Source organism: Paenibacillus sp. FSL R10-2736 (genome assembly GCF_038000245.1).
Taxonomy (GTDB): Bacteria; Bacillota; Bacilli; order Paenibacillales; family Paenibacillaceae; genus Paenibacillus_AQ; species Paenibacillus_AQ phytohabitans.
Genome location: NZ_JBBOBN010000001.1, coordinates 1,205,484 through 1,230,604, shown reverse-complemented (window position 1 = coordinate 1,230,604; position 25,121 = coordinate 1,205,484). Strand labels below are relative to the sequence as shown.

Annotated in this window: 20 protein-coding genes, 2 tRNA genes, 3 rRNA genes and 1 other annotated feature; all 25 genes read right to left on the bottom strand. The window is 50.2% G+C overall.

The window, feature by feature from the left end; all coding sequences use genetic code 11:
• Positions 1–27: 27 nt before the first annotated feature.
• The 25 genes from NSQ73_RS05360 to minC all read right to left on the bottom strand — a co-directional run bounded on the left by NSQ73_RS05360 (position 28) and on the right by minC (position 25,070).
• A 23S ribosomal RNA gene (locus NSQ73_RS05360) occupies positions 28–2,956 on the bottom strand.
• 200 nt (positions 2,957–3,156) lie between these two features.
• Positions 3,157–3,232: transfer RNA gene (locus NSQ73_RS05355), tRNA-Ala, on the bottom strand.
• 29 nt (positions 3,233–3,261) lie between these two features.
• Positions 3,262–3,338, bottom strand: a tRNA-Ile gene (locus NSQ73_RS05350).
• A gap of 44 nt (positions 3,339–3,382) precedes the next feature.
• Positions 3,383–3,499: ribosomal RNA gene (rrf, locus tag NSQ73_RS05345) — 5S ribosomal RNA — on the bottom strand.
• A 125-nt stretch (positions 3,500–3,624) separates the two neighbouring features.
• Positions 3,625–5,180: ribosomal RNA gene (locus tag NSQ73_RS05340) — 16S ribosomal RNA — on the bottom strand.
• The 16S, 23S and 5S rRNA genes sit together here with 2 tRNA genes alongside, the layout of an rRNA operon.
• A 457-nt stretch (positions 5,181–5,637) precedes the next feature.
• Complete coding sequence (locus NSQ73_RS05335) at positions 5,638–7,155, bottom strand: LysM peptidoglycan-binding domain-containing protein (RefSeq protein WP_340985638.1); 1,518 nt, start codon at positions 7,153–7,155, stop codon at positions 5,638–5,640.
• A 225-nt stretch (positions 7,156–7,380) separates the two neighbouring features.
• The gene (gene ilvE, locus NSQ73_RS05330; protein WP_039300474.1) at positions 7,381–8,262 is read right to left on the bottom strand and encodes a branched-chain-amino-acid transaminase; all 882 of its coding nucleotides are present in this window, start codon (positions 8,260–8,262) and stop codon (positions 7,381–7,383) included.
• Positions 8,263–8,266: 4 nt separating this feature from the next.
• Positions 8,267–9,154, bottom strand: coding sequence for a prephenate dehydratase (gene pheA / locus NSQ73_RS05325; protein ID WP_042217035.1), 888 nt, complete (start codon positions 9,152–9,154; stop codon positions 8,267–8,269).
• On the bottom strand, positions 9,151–10,131 hold the full coding sequence (thrB, locus tag NSQ73_RS05320; RefSeq protein WP_076247793.1) for a homoserine kinase: 981 nt from the start codon (positions 10,129–10,131) through the stop codon (positions 9,151–9,153). The genes pheA and thrB overlap by 4 nt, the downstream gene beginning before the upstream one ends.
• 60 nt (positions 10,132–10,191) lie before the next feature.
• Positions 10,192–11,478: a homoserine dehydrogenase gene (locus tag NSQ73_RS05315; protein ID WP_171718256.1), complete on the bottom strand. Its 1,287-nt coding sequence runs from the start codon at positions 11,476–11,478 to the stop codon at positions 10,192–10,194.
• Between the two features lie 97 nt (positions 11,479–11,575).
• A complete protein-coding gene (locus tag NSQ73_RS05310; protein WP_039300484.1) occupies positions 11,576–12,013 on the bottom strand; it encodes an ACT domain-containing protein in 438 nt (145 codons plus the stop codon).
• Positions 12,014–12,166: 153 nt separating this feature from the next.
• Complete coding sequence (locus tag NSQ73_RS05305; RefSeq protein ID WP_340985637.1) at positions 12,167–12,922, bottom strand: hypothetical protein; 756 nt, start codon at positions 12,920–12,922, stop codon at positions 12,167–12,169.
• Between the two features lie 15 nt (positions 12,923–12,937).
• The gene (locus tag NSQ73_RS05300; protein WP_340985636.1) at positions 12,938–13,684 is read right to left on the bottom strand and encodes a hypothetical protein; all 747 of its coding nucleotides are present in this window, start codon (positions 13,682–13,684) and stop codon (positions 12,938–12,940) included.
• A 5-nt stretch (positions 13,685–13,689) separates the two neighbouring features.
• Positions 13,690–14,862 carry an SPFH domain-containing protein gene (locus NSQ73_RS05295; protein ID WP_340985635.1) on the bottom strand — a complete coding sequence of 391 codons (1,173 nt, stop codon included), beginning with the start codon at positions 14,860–14,862 and terminating at the stop codon, positions 13,690–13,692.
• A gap of 322 nt (positions 14,863–15,184) precedes the next feature.
• Positions 15,185–16,495 carry a GTPase ObgE gene (gene obgE / locus NSQ73_RS05290; protein ID WP_042139579.1) on the bottom strand — a complete coding sequence of 437 codons (1,311 nt, stop codon included), beginning with the start codon at positions 16,493–16,495 and terminating at the stop codon, positions 15,185–15,187.
• A gap of 15 nt (positions 16,496–16,510) precedes the next feature.
• Entirely contained in the window at positions 16,511–17,251 is a 741-nt protein-coding gene (locus NSQ73_RS05285) for a Spo0B domain-containing protein (RefSeq protein ID WP_042139580.1), read from the bottom strand.
• A gap of 216 nt (positions 17,252–17,467) precedes the next feature.
• Positions 17,468–17,779, bottom strand: coding sequence for a 50S ribosomal protein L27 (gene rpmA, locus NSQ73_RS05280; RefSeq protein ID WP_020429282.1), 312 nt, complete (start codon positions 17,777–17,779; stop codon positions 17,468–17,470).
• 17 nt (positions 17,780–17,796) lie between these two features.
• The gene (locus tag NSQ73_RS05275; protein WP_042139581.1) at positions 17,797–18,132 is read right to left on the bottom strand and encodes a ribosomal-processing cysteine protease Prp; all 336 of its coding nucleotides are present in this window, start codon (positions 18,130–18,132) and stop codon (positions 17,797–17,799) included.
• 12 nt (positions 18,133–18,144) lie between these two features.
• Complete coding sequence (rplU, locus tag NSQ73_RS05270; protein ID WP_036698983.1) at positions 18,145–18,456, bottom strand: 50S ribosomal protein L21; 312 nt, start codon at positions 18,454–18,456, stop codon at positions 18,145–18,147.
• 14 nt (positions 18,457–18,470) lie between these two features.
• Positions 18,471–18,556 (bottom strand) — a sequence feature (ribosomal protein L21 leader region).
• A gap of 122 nt (positions 18,557–18,678) precedes the next feature.
• Positions 18,679–19,920 carry an Rne/Rng family ribonuclease gene (locus tag NSQ73_RS05265; RefSeq protein ID WP_340985634.1) on the bottom strand — a complete coding sequence of 414 codons (1,242 nt, stop codon included), beginning with the start codon at positions 19,918–19,920 and terminating at the stop codon, positions 18,679–18,681.
• Positions 19,921–19,951: 31 nt separating this feature from the next.
• Positions 19,952–20,794: a M50 family metallopeptidase gene (locus NSQ73_RS05260; protein ID WP_340985633.1), complete on the bottom strand. Its 843-nt coding sequence runs from the start codon at positions 20,792–20,794 to the stop codon at positions 19,952–19,954.
• Entirely contained in the window at positions 20,787–21,641 is an 855-nt protein-coding gene (locus tag NSQ73_RS05255; protein WP_340985632.1) for a M23 family metallopeptidase, read from the bottom strand. Before NSQ73_RS05255 ends, NSQ73_RS05260 begins: the two co-directional genes overlap by 8 nt.
• A gap of 955 nt (positions 21,642–22,596) precedes the next feature.
• Positions 22,597–23,082 carry a hypothetical protein gene (locus NSQ73_RS05250; protein WP_340985630.1) on the bottom strand — a complete coding sequence of 162 codons (486 nt, stop codon included), beginning with the start codon at positions 23,080–23,082 and terminating at the stop codon, positions 22,597–22,599.
• A gap of 528 nt (positions 23,083–23,610) precedes the next feature.
• Positions 23,611–24,405: a septum site-determining protein MinD gene (minD, locus tag NSQ73_RS05245; protein ID WP_042139584.1), complete on the bottom strand. Its 795-nt coding sequence runs from the start codon at positions 24,403–24,405 to the stop codon at positions 23,611–23,613.
• Positions 24,406–24,410: 5 nt separating this feature from the next.
• Positions 24,411–25,070, bottom strand: coding sequence for a septum site-determining protein MinC (gene minC / locus NSQ73_RS05240; RefSeq protein ID WP_039300519.1), 660 nt, complete (start codon positions 25,068–25,070; stop codon positions 24,411–24,413).
• Positions 25,071–25,121 lie beyond the last annotated feature (51 nt).

Below are 25,121 nucleotides of genomic sequence, written 5' to 3'. Positions count from 1 at the left end.
CCGAAACGAATCTGCGTTGTTCGAAATTTGGATAAGCCCTCGACCGATTAGTATTGGTCAGCTCCATGCATTGCTGCACTTCCACCTCCAACCTATCTACCTCGTCGTCTTCAAGGGGTCTTACTAATTGGGAAATCTCATCTTGAGGGGGGCTTCACGCTTAGATGCTTTCAGCGCTTATCCCGTCCGTACGTAGCTACTCAGCCATGCTCCTGGCGGAACAACTGATGCACCAGCGGTACGTCCATCCCGGTCCTCTCGTACTAAGGACAGCTCCTCTCAAATTTCCTGCGCCCACGACAGATAGGGACCGAACTGTCTCACGACGTTCTGAACCCAGCTCGCGTACCGCTTTAATGGGCGAACAGCCCAACCCTTGGGACCTACTTCAGCCCCAGGATGCGATGAGCCGACATCGAGGTGCCAAACCTCCCCGTCGATGTGGACTCTTGGGGGAGATAAGCCTGTTATCCCCAGGGTAGCTTTTATCCGTTGAGCGATGGCCCTTCCATGCGGTACCACCGGATCACTAAGTCCGACTTTCGTCCCTGCTCGACTTGTAGGTCTCGCAGTCAAGCTCCCTTATGCCTTTGCACTCTGCGAATGATTTCCAACCATTCTGAGGGAACCTTTGAACGCCTCCGTTACTCTTTAGGAGGCGACCGCCCCAGTCAAACTGCCCGCCTGACACGGTCCCCGTACCCGGTAAGGGTACTAGGTTAGAACCTAGATACGATCAGGGTGGTATCCCAACGGCGCCTCCGCAGAAGCTTGCGCTCCTGCCTCAACGGCTCCCACCTATCCTGTACAGATCGTACCCAAATTCAATATCAAGCTGCAGTAAAGCTCCATGGGGTCTTTCCGTCTTGTCGCGGGTAACCTGCATCTTCACAGGTATTAAAATTTCACCGGATCTCTCGTTGAGACAGCGCCCAAGTCGTTACGCCATTCGTGCGGGTCAGAATTTACCTGACAAGGAATTTCGCTACCTTAGGACCGTTATAGTTACGGCCGCCGTTTACTGGGGCTTCGGTTCACAGCTTCGGATTGCTCCTAACCACTCCCCTTAACCTTCCAGCACCGGGCAGGCGTCAGCCCGTATACTTCGCCTTGCGGCTTCGCACAGACCTGTGTTTTTGCTAAACAGTCGCTTGGGCCTTTTCACTGCGGCCCCCTCGGGCTATTCACCCTACCGAGGCACCTCTTCTCCCGAAGTTACGAGGTCATTTTGCCGAGTTCCTTAACGAGAGTTCTTCCGCGCGCCTTAGAATTCTCTTCTCGCCTACCTGTGTCGGTTTGCGGTACGGGCACCTTCTCCTGGCTAGAGGCTTTTCTTGGCAGTGTGAGATCATGACCTTCGCTACTACAATTTTCGCTCCCCATCACAGCCCAGCCTTAATGATGTGCGGATTTGCCTACACATCAGCCTCACTGCTTAGACGGACACATCCATCAGTCCGCGTCACTACCCTCCTGCGTCACCCCATCGCTCATAGCGGATTACGGTGGTACAGTAATTTCAAACTGTTGTCCTTCGACTACGCCTTTCGGCCTCGCCTTAGGTCCCGACTTACCCTGAGCGGACGAGCCTTCCTCAGGAAACCTTGGGCTTTCGGCGGATCAGATTCTCACTGATCTTTTCGTTACTCATACCGGCATTCTCACTTGTATGCTGTCCAGCGCTCCTTACGGTACACCTTCAACCTACATACAACGCTCCCCTACCCCAGATACAAAGTATCTAGCCATAGCTTCGGTGGTGTGTTTAGCCCCGTTACATTTTCGGCGCAGAGTCACTCGACCAGTGAGCTATTACGCACTCTTTCAATGGTGGCTGCTTCTAAGCCAACATCCTGGTTGTCTGTGCAACTCCACATCCTTTCCCACTTAACACACACTTGGGGACCTTAGCTGATGGTCTGGGCTGTTTCCCTTTTGACAATGGATCTTAGCACTCACTGTCTGACTCCCGGCAAGAAGTTAATGGCATTCGGAGTTTGACTGAGCTTGGTAACCCTTGCGGGCCCCGCACCCAATCAGTGCTCTACCTCCACCACTCCATTCACCGAGGCTAGCCCTAAAGCTATTTCGGGGAGAACCAGCTATCTCCGAGTTCGATTGGAATTTCTCCGCTACCCCCACCTCATCCCCGCATTTTTCAACATGCGTGGGTTCGGGCCTCCAGTGCGTGTTACCGCACCTTCACCCTGGACAGGGGTAGATCACACGGTTTCGGGTCTACGTCCACATACTCAATCGCCCTATTCAGACTCGCTTTCGCTGCGGCTCCGGCTTCTCACCTTAACCTTGCATGTTAAACGTAACTCGCCGGTTCATTCTACAAAAGGCACGCCATCACCCAGTAATAGGGCTCTGACTTTTTGTAAGCACACGGTTTCAGGTTCTATTTCACTCCCCTTCCGGGGTGCTTTTCACCTTTCCCTCACGGTACTGTTTCACTATCGGTCGCCAGGTAGTATTTAGCCTTAGCAGATGGTCCTGCTGGATTCATACGGGGTTTCACGTGCCCCGCACTACTCGGGATCCGTCTCGGAGAGAACACAGTTTAGGCTACAGGGCTTTTACCTCTATCGCGGGCCTTTCCAGACCTCTTCGCCTACCATATTCCTTTGTAACTCCATGTGAGACGTCCCACAACCCCAAGAGGCAAGCCCCTTGGTTTAGGCTGTTCCGCGTTCGCTCGCCGCTACTGACGGAATCACTATTGTTTTCTCTTCCTCAGGGTACTTAGATGTTTCAGTTCCCCTGGTCTGCCTCTGCGTATCCTATGTATTCAGATACGAGTAACTGCGAATTACCACAGCTGGGTTTCCCCATTCGGACACCCCCGGATCAAAGCTTGCTTACAGCTCCCCGAGGCAGTTTCGTTGTTCGCCACGTCCTTCGTCGGCTCCTGGCGCCTAGGCATCCTCCGTGTGCTCTTATTAGCTTAACCACAATTTTCTCCGCAGGAGAAATATTGAACATTGAATTGCTTCAAAGCCCGTTATTTCCTGACGAATGAATTGTATCAACTAATAACTATTTCAACTTGCTTACACAAGTTTCAGCTAAAAGATGTTCTAAAACGCAAATTCGTTTCGGTATCCAGTTTTCAAGGATCAAGTTCTTGCATATAATCTTGTAAAGAAGTATTGGTGGAGCCAAGCGGGATCGAACCGCTGACCTCCTGCTTGCAAGGCAGGCGCTCTCCCAGCTGAGCTATGGCCCCATATAGGTATTCAATTCTAAAATGTTATATGGTGGGCCTTGGTGGACTCGAACCACCGACCTCACCCTTATCAGAGGTGCGCTCTAACCAACTGAGCTAAAAGCCCATATAACAGATAACATTGTGAATCAACCAATAAATTGATTGTTCGCTTGGCGGCGTCCTACTCTCCCAGGACCCTTCGGTCCAAGTACCATCGGCGCTGGAGGGCTTAACGGTCGTGTTCGGGATGGGTACGTGTGGAACCCCTCCGCTATCGCCACCAAACGCATACGAAAGAGACTTGCTCTTTCAAAACTGAACACGAGTGAGTGTCCGAACCCGAAGGTTCTATTGTGGAAGCTTTAGCTTCCGATTTGAATGTCACCGTTGCAGGTGACGATTCTCCATAGAAAGGAGGTGATCCAGCCGCACCTTCCGATACGGCTACCTTGTTACGACTTCACCCCAATCATCTACCCCACCTTCGGCGGCTGGCTCCCTTGCGGGTTACCCCACCGACTTCGGGTGTTGTAAACTCTCGTGGTGTGACGGGCGGTGTGTACAAGACCCGGGAACGTATTCACCGCGGCATGCTGATCCGCGATTACTAGCAATTCCGACTTCATGCAGGCGAGTTGCAGCCTGCAATCCGAACTGAGACCGGCTTTGCTGGGATTGGCTCCACCTCGCGGTTTCGCTTCCCGTTGTACCGGCCATTGTAGTACGTGTGTAGCCCAGGTCATAAGGGGCATGATGATTTGACGTCATCCCCACCTTCCTCCGGTTTGTCACCGGCAGTCACTCTAGAGTGCCCAGCACTACCTGCTGGCAACTAAAGTCAAGGGTTGCGCTCGTTGCGGGACTTAACCCAACATCTCACGACACGAGCTGACGACAACCATGCACCACCTGTCTCCGATGCTCCGAAGAGGGGCACTATCTCTAATGCTTTCATCGGGATGTCAAGACCTGGTAAGGTTCTTCGCGTTGCTTCGAATTAAACCACATACTCCACTGCTTGTGCGGGTCCCCGTCAATTCCTTTGAGTTTCAGTCTTGCGACCGTACTCCCCAGGCGGAGTGCTTACTGTGTTAACTTCGGCACCAAGGGTATCGAAACCCCTAACACCTAGCACTCATCGTTTACGGCGTGGACTACCAGGGTATCTAATCCTGTTTGCTCCCCACGCTTTCGCGCCTCAGCGTCAGTTACAGCCCAGAAAGTCGCCTTCGCCACTGGTGTTCCTCCACATATCTACGCATTTCACCGCTACACGTGGAATTCCACTTTCCTCTTCTGTACTCAAGTCACCCAGTTTCCAGTGCGACCCCAGGTTGAGCCCAAGGTTTAAACACCAGACTTAAATGACCGCCTGCGCGCGCTTTACGCCCAATAATTCCGGACAACGCTTGCCCCCTACGTATTACCGCGGCTGCTGGCACGTAGTTAGCCGGGGCTTTCTTCTCAGGTACCGTCACTCCGGTAGCAGTTACTCTACCGGACGTTCTTCCCTGGCAACAGAGCTTTACGATCCGAAAACCTTCATCACTCACGCGGCATTGCTCCGTCAGGCTTTCGCCCATTGCGGAAGATTCCCTACTGCTGCCTCCCGTAGGAGTCTGGGCCGTGTCTCAGTCCCAGTGTGGCCGTTCACCCTCTCAGGTCGGCTACGCATCGTCGCCTTGGTGAGCCGTTACCCCACCAACTAGCTAATGCGCCGCAGGCCCATCCCCAAGTGGCAGATTGCTCCGCCTTTCATTCTCTCTTCAGGAGAGGAAAGAAATTATCCGGTATTAGCTACCGTTTCCGGTAGTTATCCCAGTCTTGAGGGCAGGTTGCCTACGTGTTACTCACCCGTCCGCCGCTAAGTTAATCCAGAGCAAGCTCCTTCATAACTCCGCTCGACTTGCATGTATTAGGCATGCCGCCAGCGTTCGTCCTGAGCCAGGATCAAACTCTCCAAATTGTATTTAGAAAGAGCGATTGCTCATTTTGAAACATCTGACGAGAATTGTTACATTCTCTAATTTGGATCTCACCGAAGTGATTTCCGATACTCACTCGTTGTTCAGTTTTCAAAGATCAAGCTCGTTGTCAGCGTCGCTCACCGCGTCACCAGCAACTTTTATAATATACCATGTTTCTCAACTGAATGCAACACTTATTTTTTCAGAAGCTGTTTGCATACCCGTCAGAATAACATGTCCAATCTTGTGAAAAGGCTTCCGCCTCGCGACTGGATTTATAATATACCATGCATGTATTACTAAAAACAACCCTCAATATTTACCATTTTTGAAATGGTTCTATAGAACTCCATAGTTATACTATACAAGTCTCTGTACCTGCAAAACTCCAAAAAGTGCAGCAAGCCCGCATCCTATGCGTGACCTGCATGCACTCCATAAACTATCGTTTCAGACTTAATTAGAAATCCATGGATTCTTATTCTTTTTGGCTGTACTTGAACGTCCGTTTGAGCTTGAACCTGTTTTGGAAGAAGTCTTAGCTTTGGCTGTGGTTGTCTGGCTGGAAGTTTTCACTTTTCCCGCTGCCGGTTTGGAAGCTCCACCTTTGGAGTTCTTAACAGTCTGTGCTTCGGTGCGTCCTGCTTCAGGAGTCTCTGCTGCTTCCTGCACTGCAGGCTCTGGAACCTGGATTTCAGGTACACGGTTATGGGCAAAGTTCTCCATACCAGGGTAGGATGGATAAGGCGGGATATTCGATACCATTGGCTGATCGTACACCGGTGACAGCGCACTAGGCATTGAATTCATTTCTGCTGAATAAGGGGATACCATTCCCTGCTGCGGCATACCATACACCGGATACGTATTGTACATAGGCTGCATTGCTTGCTCATACGGATAAGGCTGAATAGACATTCCGCCGCATCCGCAGGAAGGCCAAGGGAGATTGACCGGCTGGCCGCTATACTGCGGAGATACAAAAGATGCGTTATCGTTCACCGGGCTCACTGCGGACATTGCCGCATTGTTATAGTCTGGCGCAGCGTTCGGGTACCAGGCTCCGGGATAATCTCCTGCAGGATAAGCATAGTACGGCGGGCAATCCGGCATGAAAGCTGCAGGCTGAATGTAGTTAGGTGCAGCGTTTATATCCATCATCCCCATTGGCTCATACACAGGATACACCGGCGGATAATTCATGAAATACGGGTTTTCATTCAGACCTGGATAACCTTCGGTCTTGTCGCATGGAGAGACTTTACCATCGTTCCATGCCGCTGGCTGAACCTCAGTTTTATGTGCTTCTTTGGGCATCTCATATGTGATGGCTTCTTGTGCCGGAACTGAGATTTGTACATATAAGCTTTGTTTCTCATGGACGATTTCCTGGATCGGCATCACTTCGGGTGCCTTATTAGGCGCAGGGTTAGGCGCTGGCACAGGAGCAGCAATGGGAACCGGGACAGCTTCTGCGGCAGGGGACACGACAGGAGCAGGCTTTTCTATGGGCCCGGTATAGGTTTTTCCGCCAATAGCTGTTTTGTCTACGACTGCAGGTGCTGCGGATTGTGCCTGAATGGGAGTAGTATTAGCTTTTGCCGGAGAGACAGACTGAGCCTGAATAGGAGAAGCAGTATTAGCTTTCTTAGGGATATTCACTACTTCCCCTGTCATCAGAACATTGGGATTCTTAAGCTGCGGATTGGCATCAATCATGTCCTTCAGCGTAATGCCCCATGCTTTGGAGAGCTTCCACAAGGTATCGCCTTGCTTGACGGTATGCTTGTAATAGACCTCACTGTTATCTGGTACAGGTATCGGGGCTGCCGGTATTTTGACCTTATCTCCGACAGCGAGTACATCTGGATTCGTGATTTGCGGATTGGCCTCAATTATTTTTTGCAGCGGCACTCCATACTTCTGCGATAACGCAAACAGCGAATCGCCTTGCTTAACAATGTGTATTTTCACGCAGCATTTACCTCCTAATAAGTATCTGTTGATCGACGTTGCCCCCCGGTTCAGGGATTACTGCACTTCAGCATGGTATATGCGGTACAGCCGCCTCCTTCGTTACTACATCTTATGCAGCCCATGGGCGAATGACATCCCTAATACAAAAAAAATCCTCCCACGGCTCCATGGGAGGATTGCTGCTATATTCATTCATTGGTTTGCGGAATAACTATTAAGGAACTATTCCCACACCTTATAACCGTCTTTATCCACAACATTGCGGAATTCTTCAAGCAGCTGCAGGGTAATCGGACCGGCGTGACCGGAACCGATAATCCGGCCATCGATTTCACGGGCCGCAATAACTTCGGCTGCGGTACCGGTGAAGAAAACTTCATCAGCAATATATACATCATGCATGGTGAACGGTTCTTCCTTCAGCGGCAAGCCCAGTTTCTCACATAGCTCGATAATCGCCAGACGGGTAATTCCTTCAAGCGCGCCCAAATAGCAGGGAGGCGTGTAGACTACTCCTCTTTTGATAATGAAGATGTTGTCGCCCGATCCCTCGGTTACATATCCTTGCGCATTCATCATGATCGCTTCATCGGCTTCCGCCAGATTAGACTGGATCTTCACCAGAATGTTGTTGAGATAGTTCAGCGACTTGATCTTCGGATTCAGCGCATCCGGGATATTACGGCGCTGGGATACCGACACGGCACGGAGTCCGTTCAGATAAGCCTGTTCCGGGTAGATTGCCAGCTGCTCTACAATAATAATGACACTCGCTTTGGGACAGCGGCGCGGATCAAGCCCCAGGTTACCGGGACCGCGCGAAACAATCAGACGGATATACCCGTTGCGCATTTCATTAAGGCGGATAGTCTCAGCCATAGCCTCCAGCATCTCATCATACGTCAGCGGAATCTCCAGCATAATCGATTTGGCCGAATCATACAGCCTGTCCAGATGCTCTTTGCATTTGAAAATGTTGCCGTTATAAATACGGATTCCTTCGAAAATACCGTCTCCATATAAAAAGCCGTGATCAAATACCGATACCTTAGCATTGTCCTTCGTTACATGTTGTCCATCCAGATAGATCCATTGTTCAGCCATGAACTTACTGCACCTCCGCTTTCTCTTCCTCATAGGTGTATGTGGGATAGGACCCCAGAATCCGTACCTGGCAGCCCAAGGCCTTGATCTCTTCGATCGCCCCCGGGAGCAGCACCGACTCTATCGGTTCCAGCACATCAATATAGAAATAATAAGTACCCAGTTTCTTCTTGGTCGGCCGTGATTCAATCCGCGACAGATTCAGCTTCCGCCAGGAAAATGCAGCCAGCACCTGATGCAGCGCACCCGGAAAATCCTCAGGCAGCGTCACAAGAATACTCGTCTTGTCCCCGCTGCTCTCTAGCGGGAGTTCCAGCTTCTCCTGGCCAACAAGTACAAAACGCGTGTAATTGTTGTTATGGTCTGTAACCTGCCGCTCCACGATCTCCAGCCCGTGCGTAGCTGCACCCAGTGACGTACCGATGGCGGCCCAGCCCTTGCCGGGATTATCCTTTACAATCTCAACGGCTTCGGAAGTGCTGCCCACCGATTCCAGCTCCGCCCACGGTGCGGCTTTGCGGATGAACTGCAGACATTGTGCCATAGCAACCGGATGGGACAGGATTTTGACAATCTTCGTATAATCCTTATGCCCGCTCCCATCCGTGAATTCCTGCGGATTACCGATTAGATTCTGCACCGACGGAAAAATCCACTCCGCCTGCATCGGCAGATTCACCTCGTTAATGAGCCAGTCAATATGCAGGCTGACCGAGCCTTCAATCGTATTCTCAATCGGAATCACACTGTAATCCGTAACTCCGTTCGCCGTAGACAGAAAGACATCGGATATCAGCTTATGATGCTCAATATTTACCGGGTTACCCCCAAATAAATGCAGCAGCGCTTCATGCGACACCGAGCCCTGAGGCAATACCGCTATTGATTTCATGACTGTAATTCTCCTTTTATCATATCCAAAAATGATCCGTTTTGCATCCCGTTTCTTTCAAGCACCTCCGTAGTAACACCTGAAGTACATGGCGACAGCCATACAGTCCGGGAAGGAATTCCGTTCTCCTGCATCGTTTCTGTCAGGAAATGCTCCAGTTCCTGCTTCTTATCGCTGCTACGGTCCACCATACATAACAATGTAGGGCCTGCGCCGCTTAGCGCAATCCCCAGAGCACCACGCCCGGGCGCCTCGGCAAGCAGCTTCTCCATACCAGGCACCATGGGTGCACGGTACGGCTGATGCAAGCGGTCCTGCATCGCTCTGCCAATCATATCGAGCCGGCCGGCGGATAGTGCTGCAGTTAGCAGTGAGGTACGGCTGATATTATGGACAGCATCGCCCATTGTAACTTCGGCAGGCAGCAGCCCTCTTGCTTTGACTGTCTCCAGCTCAAATTCAGGAATAACTACAAGCACTTCCAGCGCCTGTGGAGGCTCTATCCGTATATAATCGGCATGCTGCCCATCCCATGCTGCTGTGATAATCCCCCCGAAGATGGAGGCTCCAACATTATCAGGATGCTTCTCAAGCGCTGTGGCCATATCAAACAGCTTCGCAGACCCAAGCGGTGAACCAATCATAGCATTAGCTGCGGCCAATGCGCCAACAATCGCGGAAGCACTGCTGCCGAGACCCCGGGTAAGCGGAATTTCTGAATACATCGAGATGGATAGTTCGGGGACCGAAACCCCGGCTTCTGCAAACACCATCTGGGCTACCTTGTACAGCAGATTGCTTTTGTCACGGGCGATACCCTTCATCTCATCACCATACAGGTGAAATACCGTTTCTGCCGCCTCTTCCATCTCAATCCAGGCATACAGTGACAGTGCCATGCCCAGTGTATCGAATCCCGGACCGAGATTGGCGGTGCTGGCAGGGACTTTTACTCTAGACCTTCCGTAAATACTCATGGCGTGGGAAATCTCCTTCGTTATATTTGCACGCAGCCGATGAATCTCGGAATGCGGTACTCAGCCTTCTACACGATAATGGCTTTTGATGCGGTGAATGACGTTCAATTGCTCTAAATGCCGCATTACTTTATTCATACTCGCCTTGCTGGCATTGTGCGTTACAATAATGATTTCTGCATCCGGATTATTAGTATTGGCCTGCTGCACTACGGAATCCAGACTGACATCATATTCGGCAAACACTTGAGTAATCTTCGCCAGCACACCCGCTTTGTCATCTACGTGCAGGAGGAGGAAGTTCTTGTAGAAGATATCTTCATCGCTCTTCAGCTTCTTCTGCTTATAGGGGACAATCTGCTTGAGCCCATTCACACCCAGCTTCAGATTCTTAATTACGGCCACTAGATCTGCCACAATTGAGGTTGCGGTAGGCATTGCGCCTGCTCCGGCACCATAAAACATTGTTTCCCCTACAGCTTGCCCATACACATATACGGCATTATATACTCCGTTCACGGATGCAATCGGGTGGCTGGCACGGATCATCGTAGGCTGCACACTGATGCTGAATTCTTCATCCTGGCGTTCGGCAATGCCGAGCAGCTTCATCTCATAGCCCAGCCGTTTGGCAAAAGCAATATCCTCTTTGCTCACGCCGGAAATCCCGCTCACACTGACATCGCTGAGTTCAACGTTGGTCCGGAAGCCAAGGGTGCCCAAGATCGCCATCTTGCGGGCAGCATCCAGACCCTCCACATCGGAGGTTGGATCAGATTCAGCATACCCGAGTTCCTGCGCTTCCTTCAGCACATCCAGATAAGACGCGCCTTCCTGGCTCATTTTGCTAAGTATGTAGTTGGTTGTCCCGTTAACGATACCCATGATCTTCATAATCTTGTCAGAGGAGAATCCTTCAATCAGTGTACGGATAATCGGAATGCCTCCAGCCACGCTGGCCTCGTAGAACACATCACACTGCTTCTCCTGAGCTTTGGCCAGAATCTCCGAGCCATGCAGGGCCATCAGGTCCTTGTTGGCTGTAACGATATGTTTGCCGCGCTCCAGCGCCTCTAGAATGTACTCTTTCGTTCCCGCAATACCGCCCATGACCTCGACAATGACATCAATTTCCGGGTCCCGGATAACCTCCCACGGGTCATCGGTGATCTTGGATGGATCGACTTCAATTTCCCGCGGCTTCTCCGTATTCTTCACGGCAATACGTTCAATCAGGATCGGCGAGCCTACCTGGCTGCTCAAATCCTCCTGATTCCCTTCAACGATACGGACTACACCCGTACCTACTGTACCCAAACCCAGCAATCCCACTTTAACCGGCTTCATTTGTCTCCTCCTAAAAGTTTTGCGAGCGTCTGCTCCTTGTATTCACTTCAAGCAAAACTCACTTCGTAAGCATAGGCTTAAGTTTTATGAAGCAATATTAACCCTGGCCGATAATTAACGCCCGCTTCACACCCGAGATTGCCTTTAGACTATCCAGTAAATCGCCTAATTCTTCATTTAAATGAGAAATTTCAACAGAGATCACCACGTTGGCCCGCCCCTGCAGCGGGATACTCTGGTGAATCGTCAGCACGTTGGCCCCGTGGACAGCTACAGAACCCAGCACTTTAGAGAGCATACCTGATTCGTGCTCCAGATCTATCGAGATGGTTACTATACGCTCACGTTCCAGCTGATGAATCAAATGAATTCCGTCTTTGTATTTATAAAAAGCGCTGCGGCTAAGCCCAACCTGCTCCACGCCCTCGTGTACCGTTTTGGCATCTCCTGCTTCCAGCAGCTGCTTGACCTGCATGGTCTTCAGTACAGCATCGGGCAATATGTCCTCCCGGACCAAATAATAGCGTTCTTTCACGAACGTCCTCACCCCAAAGACTTTTGTATGTACATAGTGGACATTATACGGGATTGAAGACTTAAATTGCAACACTTTTTCCTCTGTCAGCATGTGACCTTGAATTTTCAAAAAAGGCTATTCCGCCCGTTAATCAGGAGGAACAGCCTTCACTTAACTGTAAGAGACGGTCGTACCGCAGTAGTCACAGCTCTTGGACTGCAGAGGGGAGACGGTATTCTGCGCACCACAGCCAGGGCAGCGTATGGACTTCGGCTGCTGCTGCGGTCTTGGCGGCTGATATACCGTTTGTCCGCCCGGGGAAGAAAATGGCGATGAATCCGCCTGATTAACCGGAGCATCAGGCTCAGTATCCGCTCCCTCACTGAAGAGCAGCCCGGAGTCCAGCACCCCATACTTCTTGAGGTAGATCAGATCCCGATTCACATCCGCCTCACTTTGCCCGGTACGGTCAGCCAGATTTCCAATATAACGTACTCTGCCGGCAGTGATTAGCTGCACATATTGATTGGCGAGCTGGGAGAAACGGAATCTGGCTTTGGCTGCCCTTTTGGCAAAAGCTGACGCGGGCAGGAGCAGAACAAGGGCAAAGAGGATTAACATTATAATTAGCGTCATGACATCGATCCCGTCGTCACTATATATCGAATAAAGGATAAAGCCCATCATCTGCACAAATCCCCCTACAAAAACATGGTACAGCAGGCTGTAGTTGACGGGTTTGCGGTAATTTTTGTAATGTGTTCCAAAGAAGCGGATCAAAGCAAGCACAAGCCCGAGCGGCATCACAAGGTAGCCCACTCCAATAGTTACATAGTCAAATGTTGTCCGCTCATATTTGGGCAGACCGTCAGACGGCTGGCCTTCCCGGCCCGGCAGCAGTCCCTCTAGCTCATTCACGATACCCATTCCGTAATCTTCCTCCTATTTAACTGCCGCCAGCTCCCGGTTGCGCCGCTGGAGCGTGCCGGCAATACTATCCGTCAATTCCTGTGTTTCCGCTTCCCAGCCGCCTGGCGGCTCCTTCAGTACAAGCAATAAGGCAACATGATCATGAAGCAGAGAAATCTGCTGGCTTATCATATCCTCGGTTGCAGCCAATTCCGGATTCGAAACCGGATCACTGTACTGGAACCTTTCCTCTAAGGAACCCACCAGCTCAGTCAAACGAATGGATTCCGGATGCTTCCAGCTCCCCGCAAGCTCTCTAATCTCTCGCAGCTCCTGCCGGTAACGCCGCAGATTCCTTGAGGCATTGGCATCCCTCTGTTCCTGAGACGCTGCATTCCGGCCATATAACCCTATCGCTTCCAGAACAACCACAGCAGTAACCAACACAACTAGCTGCACTCCCGCATACCAGAGCGGGCTCAGTTCCAGAATCCAGTCAAGCAGCACAGCTAACGCAATTACCACGAATACATATAGGGCAATAATCCAAGCCCCGCTCAGGAGTAGCGGTGAAGTCCTGCTGACATCAGGAGCGGAACGCAGCCAAAATACGCAATAACCATATACGGCAGTCTCAGCAATGCATACGGCAAGCAGGGTCACTATGAAACGCACCAGCGACTCAGAAAATCCAAGCATGAAGAAGGAGAAAACAGTGACCGCCAGAACAGCAACATAAATGACAGTGATAAGCCCCGTGTAAGACCTCTGTTTATTCATCCGGCTCACCCATTAGCCGCCCTTGTTCCGCATTCCGCACAGAATTTCTGGCCGGGCTGCAGTTCATGCCCGCAACCCGTGCATTTAATGATCAGGCTCTCCCCGCAGTGCGGGCAGAATTTGGCGCCGGGAATTACCGGCTTGCCGCAGCTGCGGCAAGTACTGCTAGCTGCTGCCGGCACCGGCTGCAGGCTCTGACCGCAGCCGGTACAGAACCGCGCATCTGCCGGGTTAAGCGTTCCACAGCCTGCACAGGATTTGGAATTTGTTCCCGGTGCTGCCGCCGTACCGCCATCCAGTGACATGCCGCGTGTCATCCTGTTCATCATATCAGTCGCAGGTCCGGCAAGGCCAAAGCCCATACCGAGCCCCAGGCCGGTATTCATCATCCCGGCGCCTAAATTACCCGGATTCCCTGCGGCTTCCTCCATGGTATCGAAGCTGCGTTCCTGCTGATAGGTGAAGCCGATGATGTCCATCTCTGCTTTTTTGGCTAAGGCCTCTTTCAAGCGGAGTATGGCCGGATCATTATCAGGAATGTTAATGGAATCAATAAAGAAATTATTCAGCTCGATCCCGCTATCCAGGAAGGACGACGCCAGACGGCCTTGTATATGCTTCGAAATTTCTACGACATAGGCATTGATCTCCAGAATGCTGATTTTTTTGTGCACCAGATAAGAAGAGATCAGTTCATTAATATTGGACATCAGCAGCCCGCGGAAATAACTCACCATAGTGTCCTGATCAAATAAAGGCAGCGTCCCCACCAGCTTCAGCAGGAATTTGCGGGGATCCTCAATCTTGACTCCGAATTGGCCGAAGGCGCGGACAGAGATCATGATTTGGTATTTGGGATCCTGCAGCTGCAGCGGCGAACTTGTCCCCCACTTGACGTTCATAGAGTTCATCTTGTTCACGAACCATACTTCCGCTGTAAACGGTGATTTGCCTCCGAACGGCAGATTCACTACATTCGACAGAATCGGGATGTTCGCTGTGCTGAGCGTGTGACGTCCCGCTGTGAAGGAATCGAGTGCCTCACCGCCTTTGAACAGAATCGCCTCCTGGGATTCATTCACAATCAGCTGTGTCCATGTGCCCAGCTCCTGATTAGGATATTTCCAGGCGAAGACGCCTGCAGGCCCGTCATATTTGACTACTTCAATAATTGCCATCTGCCTATTCCCTCTTTCATGACAGGTTTGTATTTATATTATCGGTTGGTTCAGCTGGAAATTAGTGCGTATTACCCTTAATTATATACGGGGATTTCCTTATTTGGATTCGGTTGCTGATAAATCGGTCCGCCCATAACCTATCCCTATTCTTCGGCCCACATATGATTGTAGTAAATTTAGCCAAATATTTAAAGCAGACTTTATACAAAGCCGTTCTTTAATTCCCCTGTCTATTAAAAAAGCCGGCTGTGTCCCCTCACGGGAAACACAGCCGGCATATTCAAAGCTGCATGACAACATTCAGCAGCAAGTGCAGATATTAATAGTAGCTGCTGTTCTCAACAAACTCGAATTCGAAATCAGCAATGCGCACAATGGTGCCTTCAACAGCACCGCGCTTGCGCAGTTCGGCATCCACACCCATGTGACGCAAGGTACGGGCCAGCTTGAGGATAGCATCATGTGTACTCAGCTGCATCCGCTTCAGCATCCGCTCAATACGCGGACTGGTGACTACAAATGCTTCATTGTCGCGGGTAATGGTGAAGGAATTATCTTCTTCCGCTTCCAGCTTGTACACCTTGCGCTCAGTAGTTTCAGCCACTTCTTCAACAACCGGTGCGACAGGAATACTATCCAGCACGTCCGTTGCCCGGTAGAGCAGTTCCTGCACTCCCTGACGGGTAAGCGAGGAGATCGGCATGATTTCAAGATCCGGACGAAGCTCCGCCACACGCTCGCGGAAGGCGGCAAGATTCTCTTCGGAATCAGGCATATCCATCTTGTTCGCCGCAACAATCTGCGGACGGTCAATCAGGGCAGCGTTGTATTGCCTCAGCTCGTCATTAATCATCACCCAATCCTCGAAGGGATCACGGCCTTCAGAGCCGGACATATCCACGACATGAATGATGATACGTGTACGTTCAACGTGGCGCAGGAACTCATGTCCAAGCCCCACACCTTCACTCGCACCTTCAATCAGGCCCGGCAGATCCGCCATAACAAAGCTGCGGCCATCCCCAACGTCAACTACACCAAGGTTTGGTGTAATTGTTGTGAAGTGATAGGCACCAATCTTCGGCTGGGCAGCAGATACTACCGACAGCAATGTAGATTTACCCACACTCGGGAATCCTACCAGACCTACGTCTGCCATTACCTTCAGTTCCATTACGATATAACGCTCCTGGCCTTCTTCGCCGTTCTCGGCAAGCTCCGGCGCAGTGTTGTTTGCAGTCGCAAACCGCGTATTCCCCCGGCCGCCACGGCCGCCGCGGGCCACAACGACCTGTTGTCCATGACGGGTCATATCGGCAATGATCTCCTGGGTATCATCATCGATCAGCACAGTTCCCGGAGGAATGCGCACGATCATGTGATCAGCGTTCGCCCCGTGCTGGCTCTTATTACGTCCCTTAATTCCCTTATCGGCCTTGAAATGGCGCTGATAACGGAAATCCATCAGTGTACGCAAGCCTTCATCTACCCGGAAAATCACATCTCCGCCGCGGCCGCCATCTCCGCCGGCAGGACCGCCCTCCGGTACATACTTCTCACGGCGAAACGCCACGAGACCATCTCCGCCGTCGCCGCCCTTAACATAAATCTTAGCTTTATCTACGAACATTAATGTTCACCTTCCTTACATCTCCAGCGGTAAACGCAGTTCTACATAGCTTGTGCTCGGCTGAAACTGCTCCGCCTTCATGATTTTTCCTTGTACTATATTATAAATTTGCCCCTGCAGCAGTTCGGGATTGCCATGATCTCCCTCACCTTCGAAAGAGATAAGAATGTCTCTTCCCTCCTGTGAAAATCCGAGCCGAAGCTTCCGCGCTTCTCCTTGCGGTGCAAGTCCGCTGTACTGATACGCCCTAACGGTCTGCATAATCACAGACGTCAGCTCATCGCCTGTTTCGGGACTGAGCTTGTCCTCCAGCTGTAGCCCTTCTTCCACCTCTATTTCCAGCTCCAGGCTGCTTCTGTAGGTACGGAAGGATTGCAGGTAGAATACCAGTGAAGGAACCCCCAGTTTGGCGATACGGCTGTCCAGCGCGATACGCTCCTTTATTCTTTCCACACATAACACGGATTTATCAGGCTTGCCCAGCTGGATATATCCGTAAAGCACCTGCAGATCGTTCATCCAATCATGACGATGGTGATTCAGTGTCCGGTTTGCCGCCTGCTGCAGAGTCTTCTCCTGTATACGCAGTTCCTCTTCATAATGACGCCGGTTGTAAAGAAAGCTGAATGCAAGCACTGCCGCTACCCATACACCGAGCAGCAGGCATGTGAAAAGGGAGGGTTGCCAATACACGAGACCTAAAGGAAGCACTGCGGATAACATGACTGCCCAGACAATAATTTTCCAGGATTTCATTCTTTCTCCCCGTCCCTCGGTTCGCAAAATTCATTCCAATGTAGCGGTTGCTTATCTTGCTTGATATTTTCCATTTCCCAGTATAACACAGGCTTTCCCTGCAATCACCAGCATTCCTGCCGGGTGTTTGACTTGAATTCTATAGGTGCGAATATTTTCAAAAAAAGCCCCCGGCACTCATGCCGGAGGCTTCTCATCTAAATAGGTTCCGAAAGCTTACGCTTCCAGTGCCGCTGCTACCGGAGCGACATCAACCGGATACACGCTCACTTTTTTGCGATCGCGACCCCAACGTTCGAACTTCACTACGCCGTCCACAAGTGCGAACAGTGTATCATCCTTACCGATGCCCACGTTAGTGCCCGGGTGGATTTTTGTTCCGCGTTGACGAACCAAGATGTTGCCGCCGGTTACTGCTTGACCGTCAGCACGTTTCACGCCAAGACGTTTAGAGTGGGAATCACGTCCGTTCTTTGTGGAACCTACACCTTTTTTCGATGCGAATAATTGAAGATCCAATTTCAACATGTTGTCAACCTCCTTCTTCAAATAATGACTTCCTGTATCTGAACAAATTTTCTGTAAGATTTAGCGATATCTTTGAGCATCAGCACCATGGATTCCAGCAAAAGCTGCACCTTGGCGGAGACTTCAGGATCATTCACGGGAACCAGGGTTCCACTCAGAAATCCATCCTTCATCGAAGTATCCAGTACTACACCGGTCAGGCTTTCAATCGCATTCACAGTTCCAACCGTAACGGTCGAAACGCCCGCGCAGACGATATCTTTACCATTCCTTGCGTATTCCGCATGCCCTTTGACGGCAAAACCGACAATGACACCTTGAGCAGAAGCCCGTGTAATCCGCACGTTAATCATTAACGCACCTTCTTACGCCTGAATCTTCTCGATAGTTACTTTGGTGTACGGTTGACGATGGCCTTGTTTCTTGTGGTAGTTCTTCTTAGGTTTGTATTTGTAAACTACAACCTTATGACCTTTACCATGTTTCTCGACTTTGGCTGTTACAGACGCGCCGCTTACCAGCGGAGTTCCTGCAGTCAAACCACCTTCGTTAGAAACAGCCAAGACACGGTCAAACGTTACGCTTGCGCCGTCTTCAGCTTCCAGCTTCTCAATGAACAACACGTCGCCCTCTTGGACTTTGTATTGTTTACCGCCAGTTTCGATAATTGCATACATTGTACTTGCACCTCCTCATGTCTCAGACTCGCCTAGTCTAGGTGGCAACCCCCGGAGGAATTGCACTTGATATACCCGATCGGAGCGGTTACAGCATGTGCAGGAATTTAACAACCAAACACATACTTGAAGATATTATCATACTAATTAGCCCAAGTCAAGTAGAAAGCGGCTTTATCATCCTTTTAACAGACGGTACCCTCTTAGCGTGAAAAAACCGGCCTACTCCAGCCATGTCCCTGCTTTGCCGGTCCCGCCGCAGCATTGACAGATCACCGGAGCAAATCCGGCCGAATCATGCCTTGCCTTCTTGCGGGTCATTTCCAGCAGGCCCAGATGGGTCCAGCCGAGAATATTCGTCTTGGTGCGGTCACGGCTGATGATGCTCTCCAGCTTCGCGATGACCTGCTTCCGGTGCTCCTCCCGCTCCATGTCAATGAAATCAACAATAATAATGCCGCCCGTATCCCGCAGACGGACAAGCCGCCCGATCTCTTCCGCCGCCAGCAGATTGGTCCGTGTTACAGTATCCTCGAGGTTCGTCCCGCCGGTGTACTGAGCCGTATTCACATCAATAACGGTGAGCGCCTCTGTCTCATCCCAAATGAGCGTAGCCCCGCCTTCAAGGATGATTTTGCGGCTGAAGCTCTTATGGAGCTGATCCCCCACACCATATGCCGAGAAGATGGACTCTTGTCCACGGTAGAATCCTACAGGCTTGTACCCTTCGGGAGCCATATCTGTAAGGAATGCTTCCGCCTCTTTAACCGCCTTGGCCGAATCAATCATCAGCTCATCACGCTGCGGGTTGAAGGCATCCCGGATAAACCGCTGAACGATGCTCAGATCACAGTGCAGCAAAGCCGGCGCGTCCGCTTCCTTAGCCCGCCGGGTAATTACTTCCCACTGGGCCCGCAAAAAGGCCAGATCCCCTTCAACAGCCTCCACAGGCTCGTCCTCGGAGACTGTACGCATAATGATTCCTTCTTCACCCTGACGCAACCGTTCGCCGATTCCTTTAAGCCGGCTGCGCTCGGATTCGCGGCTGATTTTTTTGGAAACCCCGACATACTCGGCAAAAGGCATATACACCATCCAGCGTCCGGGCAAGGTATAATGGGTAGTCACCCGCGCCCCCTTGCCGCCACGCGGCTCTTTTCTCACCTGGACGACGATCTCCTGACCGGGCTGCAGCAGCGTCTCAATAGAGGGCTTCACCTCCGGCTGCTTCTCCAGATGGGGATGCAGCACATCGTCTACATACAGAAAGGCATTCTTTTTCTGTCCGATATCTACAAAAGCCGCCTGCATACCCGGCAGCACATTCATAACCCGACCTTTATAATAACTCCCGACCAGACCTTGCTGCTGATCGCGTTCAGCCGCATATTCCACCAGCCTCCCGTTCTCCAGAAGTGCCATACGAGTAATATGCTGTGTGCAGTGAACGATCATTTGTTTCATGGCTTCACCTCTGGTTTGAATCATTCTAGCTTTATATTCCGAAATAAGAAGAAATCAGACGCTGCTCAGGGAGAACAGCCACTATATCCCTGTCATCGTTCATTACATAGATAAAATGATAATGGTTACGTTTAAATAGACGCAATATATCATCCAAAGGTTTCGCAGAGAACGCAACTATTGGCCGGGCAAAGCTCTCCGACTGCAGGTACCGCTCATAGATCTGTTCCCTGTTCATCAAAAAGGCAACAAACCGGTAAGGCAGGTTGCGCTGGTCCGTTACATTGGAATAGAGCAGAAAGGCACCAATCATCAGCAGGTTAAGACGGAGTCCGCCGCCGGTTCCCAGCGGAAGCAGGGCGAACACCACAACAAGCAGACTGGCCGCAATACTGACTCTGCCGATCCACAGCAGGGTGTAATAATACGGAAGCAGCAGGCTTAGAGCTGCCTGCAGGATTTTGCCTCCGTCGAGCGGAAGCACCGGCAGCAGATTGAACAGCGCGATCATGGCATTGGCCCCGATGAAATAATCCAGATAAGCGCTGCTGCCATACTCCGCTTGCTTGAGGGCCAGCGCCATCAGGATCATAATCCCGTTCTGAAGCGGTCCGGCAAGGGCAATCCCCATTTCACGTCCGGCTGTCAGCCGTCCATGATCCTCAATGACCGCAACTCCCCCGAACGGCAGCAGTTGCACGGACTTGACGGTAACCCCGGTCAATAGTGCCGCACATACATGTCCGAGTTCATGGATAAATACAATCGAAAACAGAGTAATAATTTCAAGGAACTGTCCGGTGAGCACGGAGAAAAACAGAATCAGCACGAAGAGCGGATGCAGTGACAGCTCAATACCGAAGATCCTAATCAAACGATACCACTTCAGCAGGATCAATATAAGACTTGTCTTTCATAATCGCAAAAAAAAGCATCGGAATCTGTGCATCCTCTGTCCCCTGAATCCAGCCCACCGCATCTCCACTCTGTACCCAGTCATCCACCGCGAGCCGTGTCCCGCTCAAATGGCCGTATTCCGCCGTTATATTTCCGGTATGGCGGACGGTGATCCGGATGCCTCCCTGTGCTTCTTTGGATACGGACAATACGCGGCCCGTATCTACACTTTCCACCGTGACACTCGAGCCTGAATCATCTGCCGGTATCACTTCGACCCCCTTAAGGGACGCGGCAAAGGGACGCGCAATGCTTCCCTCCAAGGGGGCGCTCAGTTCATGAACGGCTGTCACTTTCTCTGCCGGCACCTCTTTATCTCCGAAGATCGGAATGAACGAAGGGGCTCCATTGAAATGCTCCTCATACCATACCTGCACTGCGGCGAAATCCATATCATTACTGAGTGCGCCAGTAATGAAATACTGCGACTTCACGGCCCACGGCTCACTCACTGCGAAGATTCCCCACACCGCTCCGAAGACCAGCAGGCTGGCTATCGTCCTCCGCATGAAACCTGCGCCAAAGCGCGGCCCATCCCCGCCTTCGTCCTCCCAGCTGCTGCGCTGCTTCTTCCACATTACCTCAGGATCAGGTTCCGTTGAAGCAGTGAATTCACTTCGGGGAGCCGCCCCCCATTCCCTGAATGGGATAGTGTTGTCAGGCAGCGTGAAAAGTACTGGCGCTGATCCGGCTTCGGTCTGATCCTCTAATAAGCTCTGTATACGTTTCTTACGGCGATTTTTGATATCTCTCTCGTATTCCATATTGATCCCTCCGGACGGGCTTGTTTTACTTCCATTTTATGAGTAGCGGAAGCTGCTTTAGAACAAGCCCTGCCCTGTCCGGTTCATCGCCAGTTGAGTTAGCACCGATGAAATGGCTGTCAGCAGAAAATAAAGTATTATAATCAAAGCTAGGTTCAACGCGATTTTCGCAATTGCCATACCTTAAGCTTCCATATAAATAAGTTTTGGACTCCCCAAAAACTAAAGTAGGGTGTCCTAAAAGCCATGAAAATGGCTGTTTGGGACGCCCCTTTGTTTTACGAGCACTATAACATAGACGGTGTAAATCCGGAGACAAAGTCGACCGCCTCCGTTTTTCCACAATCCGTCCTCACCGCTCTCTAAGAGAAAAAAATTTGTATTCCTTCTAAAATTCTATAAAGTAGAAACCTTTGTTTGGCAAACTGGAAGTTCGACCAAACAATTCAAAGGAGATATAATCTTTTGGCATTCAATTCAATATACCATAGACCAATTTAGTCTGCCAATGGATTTAGAAGAGGCTGGCCCCCTGAGCACCTCGATCTTGTCGTTAACTCAGTCGTCAATCGACTGGACGGGGATCAACGCTTCATTTTCTTGAGAGTAAAAAACATAAATTAGTCGATTTGAATAAAACTTAACACAATCTGTCAGGTTGTCCCCTGAAAGCCGAATGTGCAAGGCTACTGGAGATCAGGAAGTCACGGTTAGCCTCAAAGTGTGATTTAACAACTGAAAAACAAGCGGAGATTCCGGGATTTCGCTTGCTAATTATCCGCTGAACTAAGCCGCTAATGACCAAAAGCGTAGAGCAGCGATCCTCCAGTAGCGGTAGAATTAGTGCTCTACTGTCTTTCTACGTTTTTTCCCAAAAAAAGAGCTGCCCCTTTGTAGAATATTCTACTTATTGGACAGCTCCTTTATTTGATTTCAGAATTATTACATATAGTCACTATTGGTAGTTTCTAATATATCCTTTTGCTGTGTAAGTGTGTGCAAATACTTCCACTTTATACTGCCAACCTAAATTCATATAGAAGTCAAGTGATTTTGAGCCCCCGCTTGCATCTAAAAAAATAGCTGCGCTTCCTGGATCATTTGTAGACATCTGCGTCCATACTCCATTACCTGTATTGTAGTAAATATATAATGAAGCCTGTCCAGCTGATTCAAGTGTAATTTTTCCATACTTGCCAGCTCCATTAATGGGACTTGTTGAATTATAGGTAACAGGAGCTACAACAACGCTCGTAGATTCCCCCGCTACAAAAGGTACAATAGAGTCAATCGAAGAAGGGCTTGCGTTAGCACTAGATTCATTCGCAGCAAACGTAGGTGTTGTATCAGCGCTAGATTCACTCGCAGCAAACGATGGAACTGCAATTACTAAAGAAAGAGCAGCCGTTAAAAGAAATAAACTAGAGATCCTTTTTTTCATGATGTCCCTCCATTATTTTAATTTTGTTCCTGGAGTTACCATATCAAAGAAATATATTAATGTAAATGAATAATAAGTAAAATGATTCCATTTTACTACATAATGTAATTTTAACAAGAATCCTGTCGTTTTTCATTTTGTTTTTTAAAGTTTTCTTATTATCTCTTTCTAACTTTACTATCCTCCTTATAGAAAACATTTTAATGTTCGATTAAACATTATTTAACATATCAGATCCTATGCCAGTTATAGGTTAAAGTGAATGTAAAGATGCAAGAAAAAAAAGCGAAAGCTAGATAAAAGCGATGAATGTGTTGATCTTTGGAGATCTCCTTGCTATAGAATAAGAAGAACAGTGGAAGTTTAATAAAGTGACGGAAGTCTAATACTTTATTTTCTATAAACAAAAGTAAGGCCATTCTTACAAGCCTCATATAGAGACATAACTGCGCACAAAAAAAACCCGCCGCAGATTTCTCAGCAGACGGGCTCTTGGCAGGAAGAATATAACAAGTGCCTGGCCAGGGTTCAGCCCATTCCAAAAAATTTCTTAAACTTCTTAAAAGCACCCGGTTTCTGGTCCAGCTGCATCAACGGTACCGCATCGCCAAGAATACGCCGGGCAATATTGCGGTAAGCAATTGCTGCTGAAGAATTCGGATTCATCACGGTAGGTTCACCGCTGTTCGCTGCCTTGATGACCAGCTCATCATCAGGCACAATCCCGATCAGATCAATATTAAGCACCTGAAGAATATCCTCGATATCCAGCATATCGCCGGATCTCACCATTCCCGGACGGATACGGTTGACCACCAGCTTCGGCGATTCCACATGTGACTGCTCCAGCAGACCGATGATCCGGTCCGCATCCCGCACCGCAGCATGCTCCGGAGTAGTGACCACAATAGCTTTGTCGGCCCCTGCAATGGCATTGCGGAAGCCGTGTTCAATTCCGGCCGGACAATCGATCAGAATATATTCGTATTCCTTCTTGAGTTCAAGAATAATATCCTTGACCTGCTCCGGTGTGACTGAGGTTTTGTCTTTGGTCTGGGCTGCAGGCAGCATATACAGCTCTTCAAAACGCTTGTCTTTGACCAGCGCCTGATTCAGACGGCAGCGGCCTTCCGCCACATCCACAAGATCGTAAATGATCCGGTTCTCCAGCCCCATGACTACATCCAGATTCCGCAGTCCAATGTCAGTATCGACCAGACATACTTTTTTGCCCTGCAATGCAAGCGCGGTCCCAATGTTGGCTGTTGTGGTTGTTTTGCCAACTCCGCCTTTGCCCGAGGTTACGACAATCGCTTCTCCCATGGAGGCTACACCCCTTTAAACACATTTAAATCCTGACGTAATTTGACTATATTATGAATTTTGTCGATTTGCATAGCACCGCCTGATAAATAGGCAAATTCCATGCTGCTCTCCCGGGTTCCCCATTCATCCGGCGGCCTGCTGATAATATCAGCAATCCGGAGCTGGGTAGGAGCCAGCAGCGAAGCCGCAATAATCGCTTCCTGATTGCCGTTGATTCCGGCGTGTGCCATCCCTTTAAGCGCTCCAAGAATATAGATATCCCCCGAGCAGGTAATGGTTCCTCCCGGATTCACATCGCCGAGAAACAGCAGATTCCCCTCATGATGCAGCACCTGGCCGGAACGTAGCATTCCGCTCATCATAAATAATGCTTCCGTATCCTTCTCTTCAGGGTCCTCCAAGGCTTCAACGGAACGGATTAATAAGTTCCCCTGGCTTTTGAGGATCTCCAGAACTGCCTCTTTATCTTCTTCGGTAACAGGACGGTTGCCCAGCTTGATGTCCACATGCACAATCGGTCCGGTCAGAATATTTTGATGGCTGTGCTCCAGCTTATAGCGAAGCTCGCTTAAGAGATCTTCAAAGGGACACTTGTCGTCTAGCAGGAATACCAGGCCATCCTTGATGCCCTTAATCCTTACATGCTTGGATTTAACTGTCATATGCCTGTCCCCCCATCCTCATTCATTCGTGCCGGGCCGGGCAAATTCCTT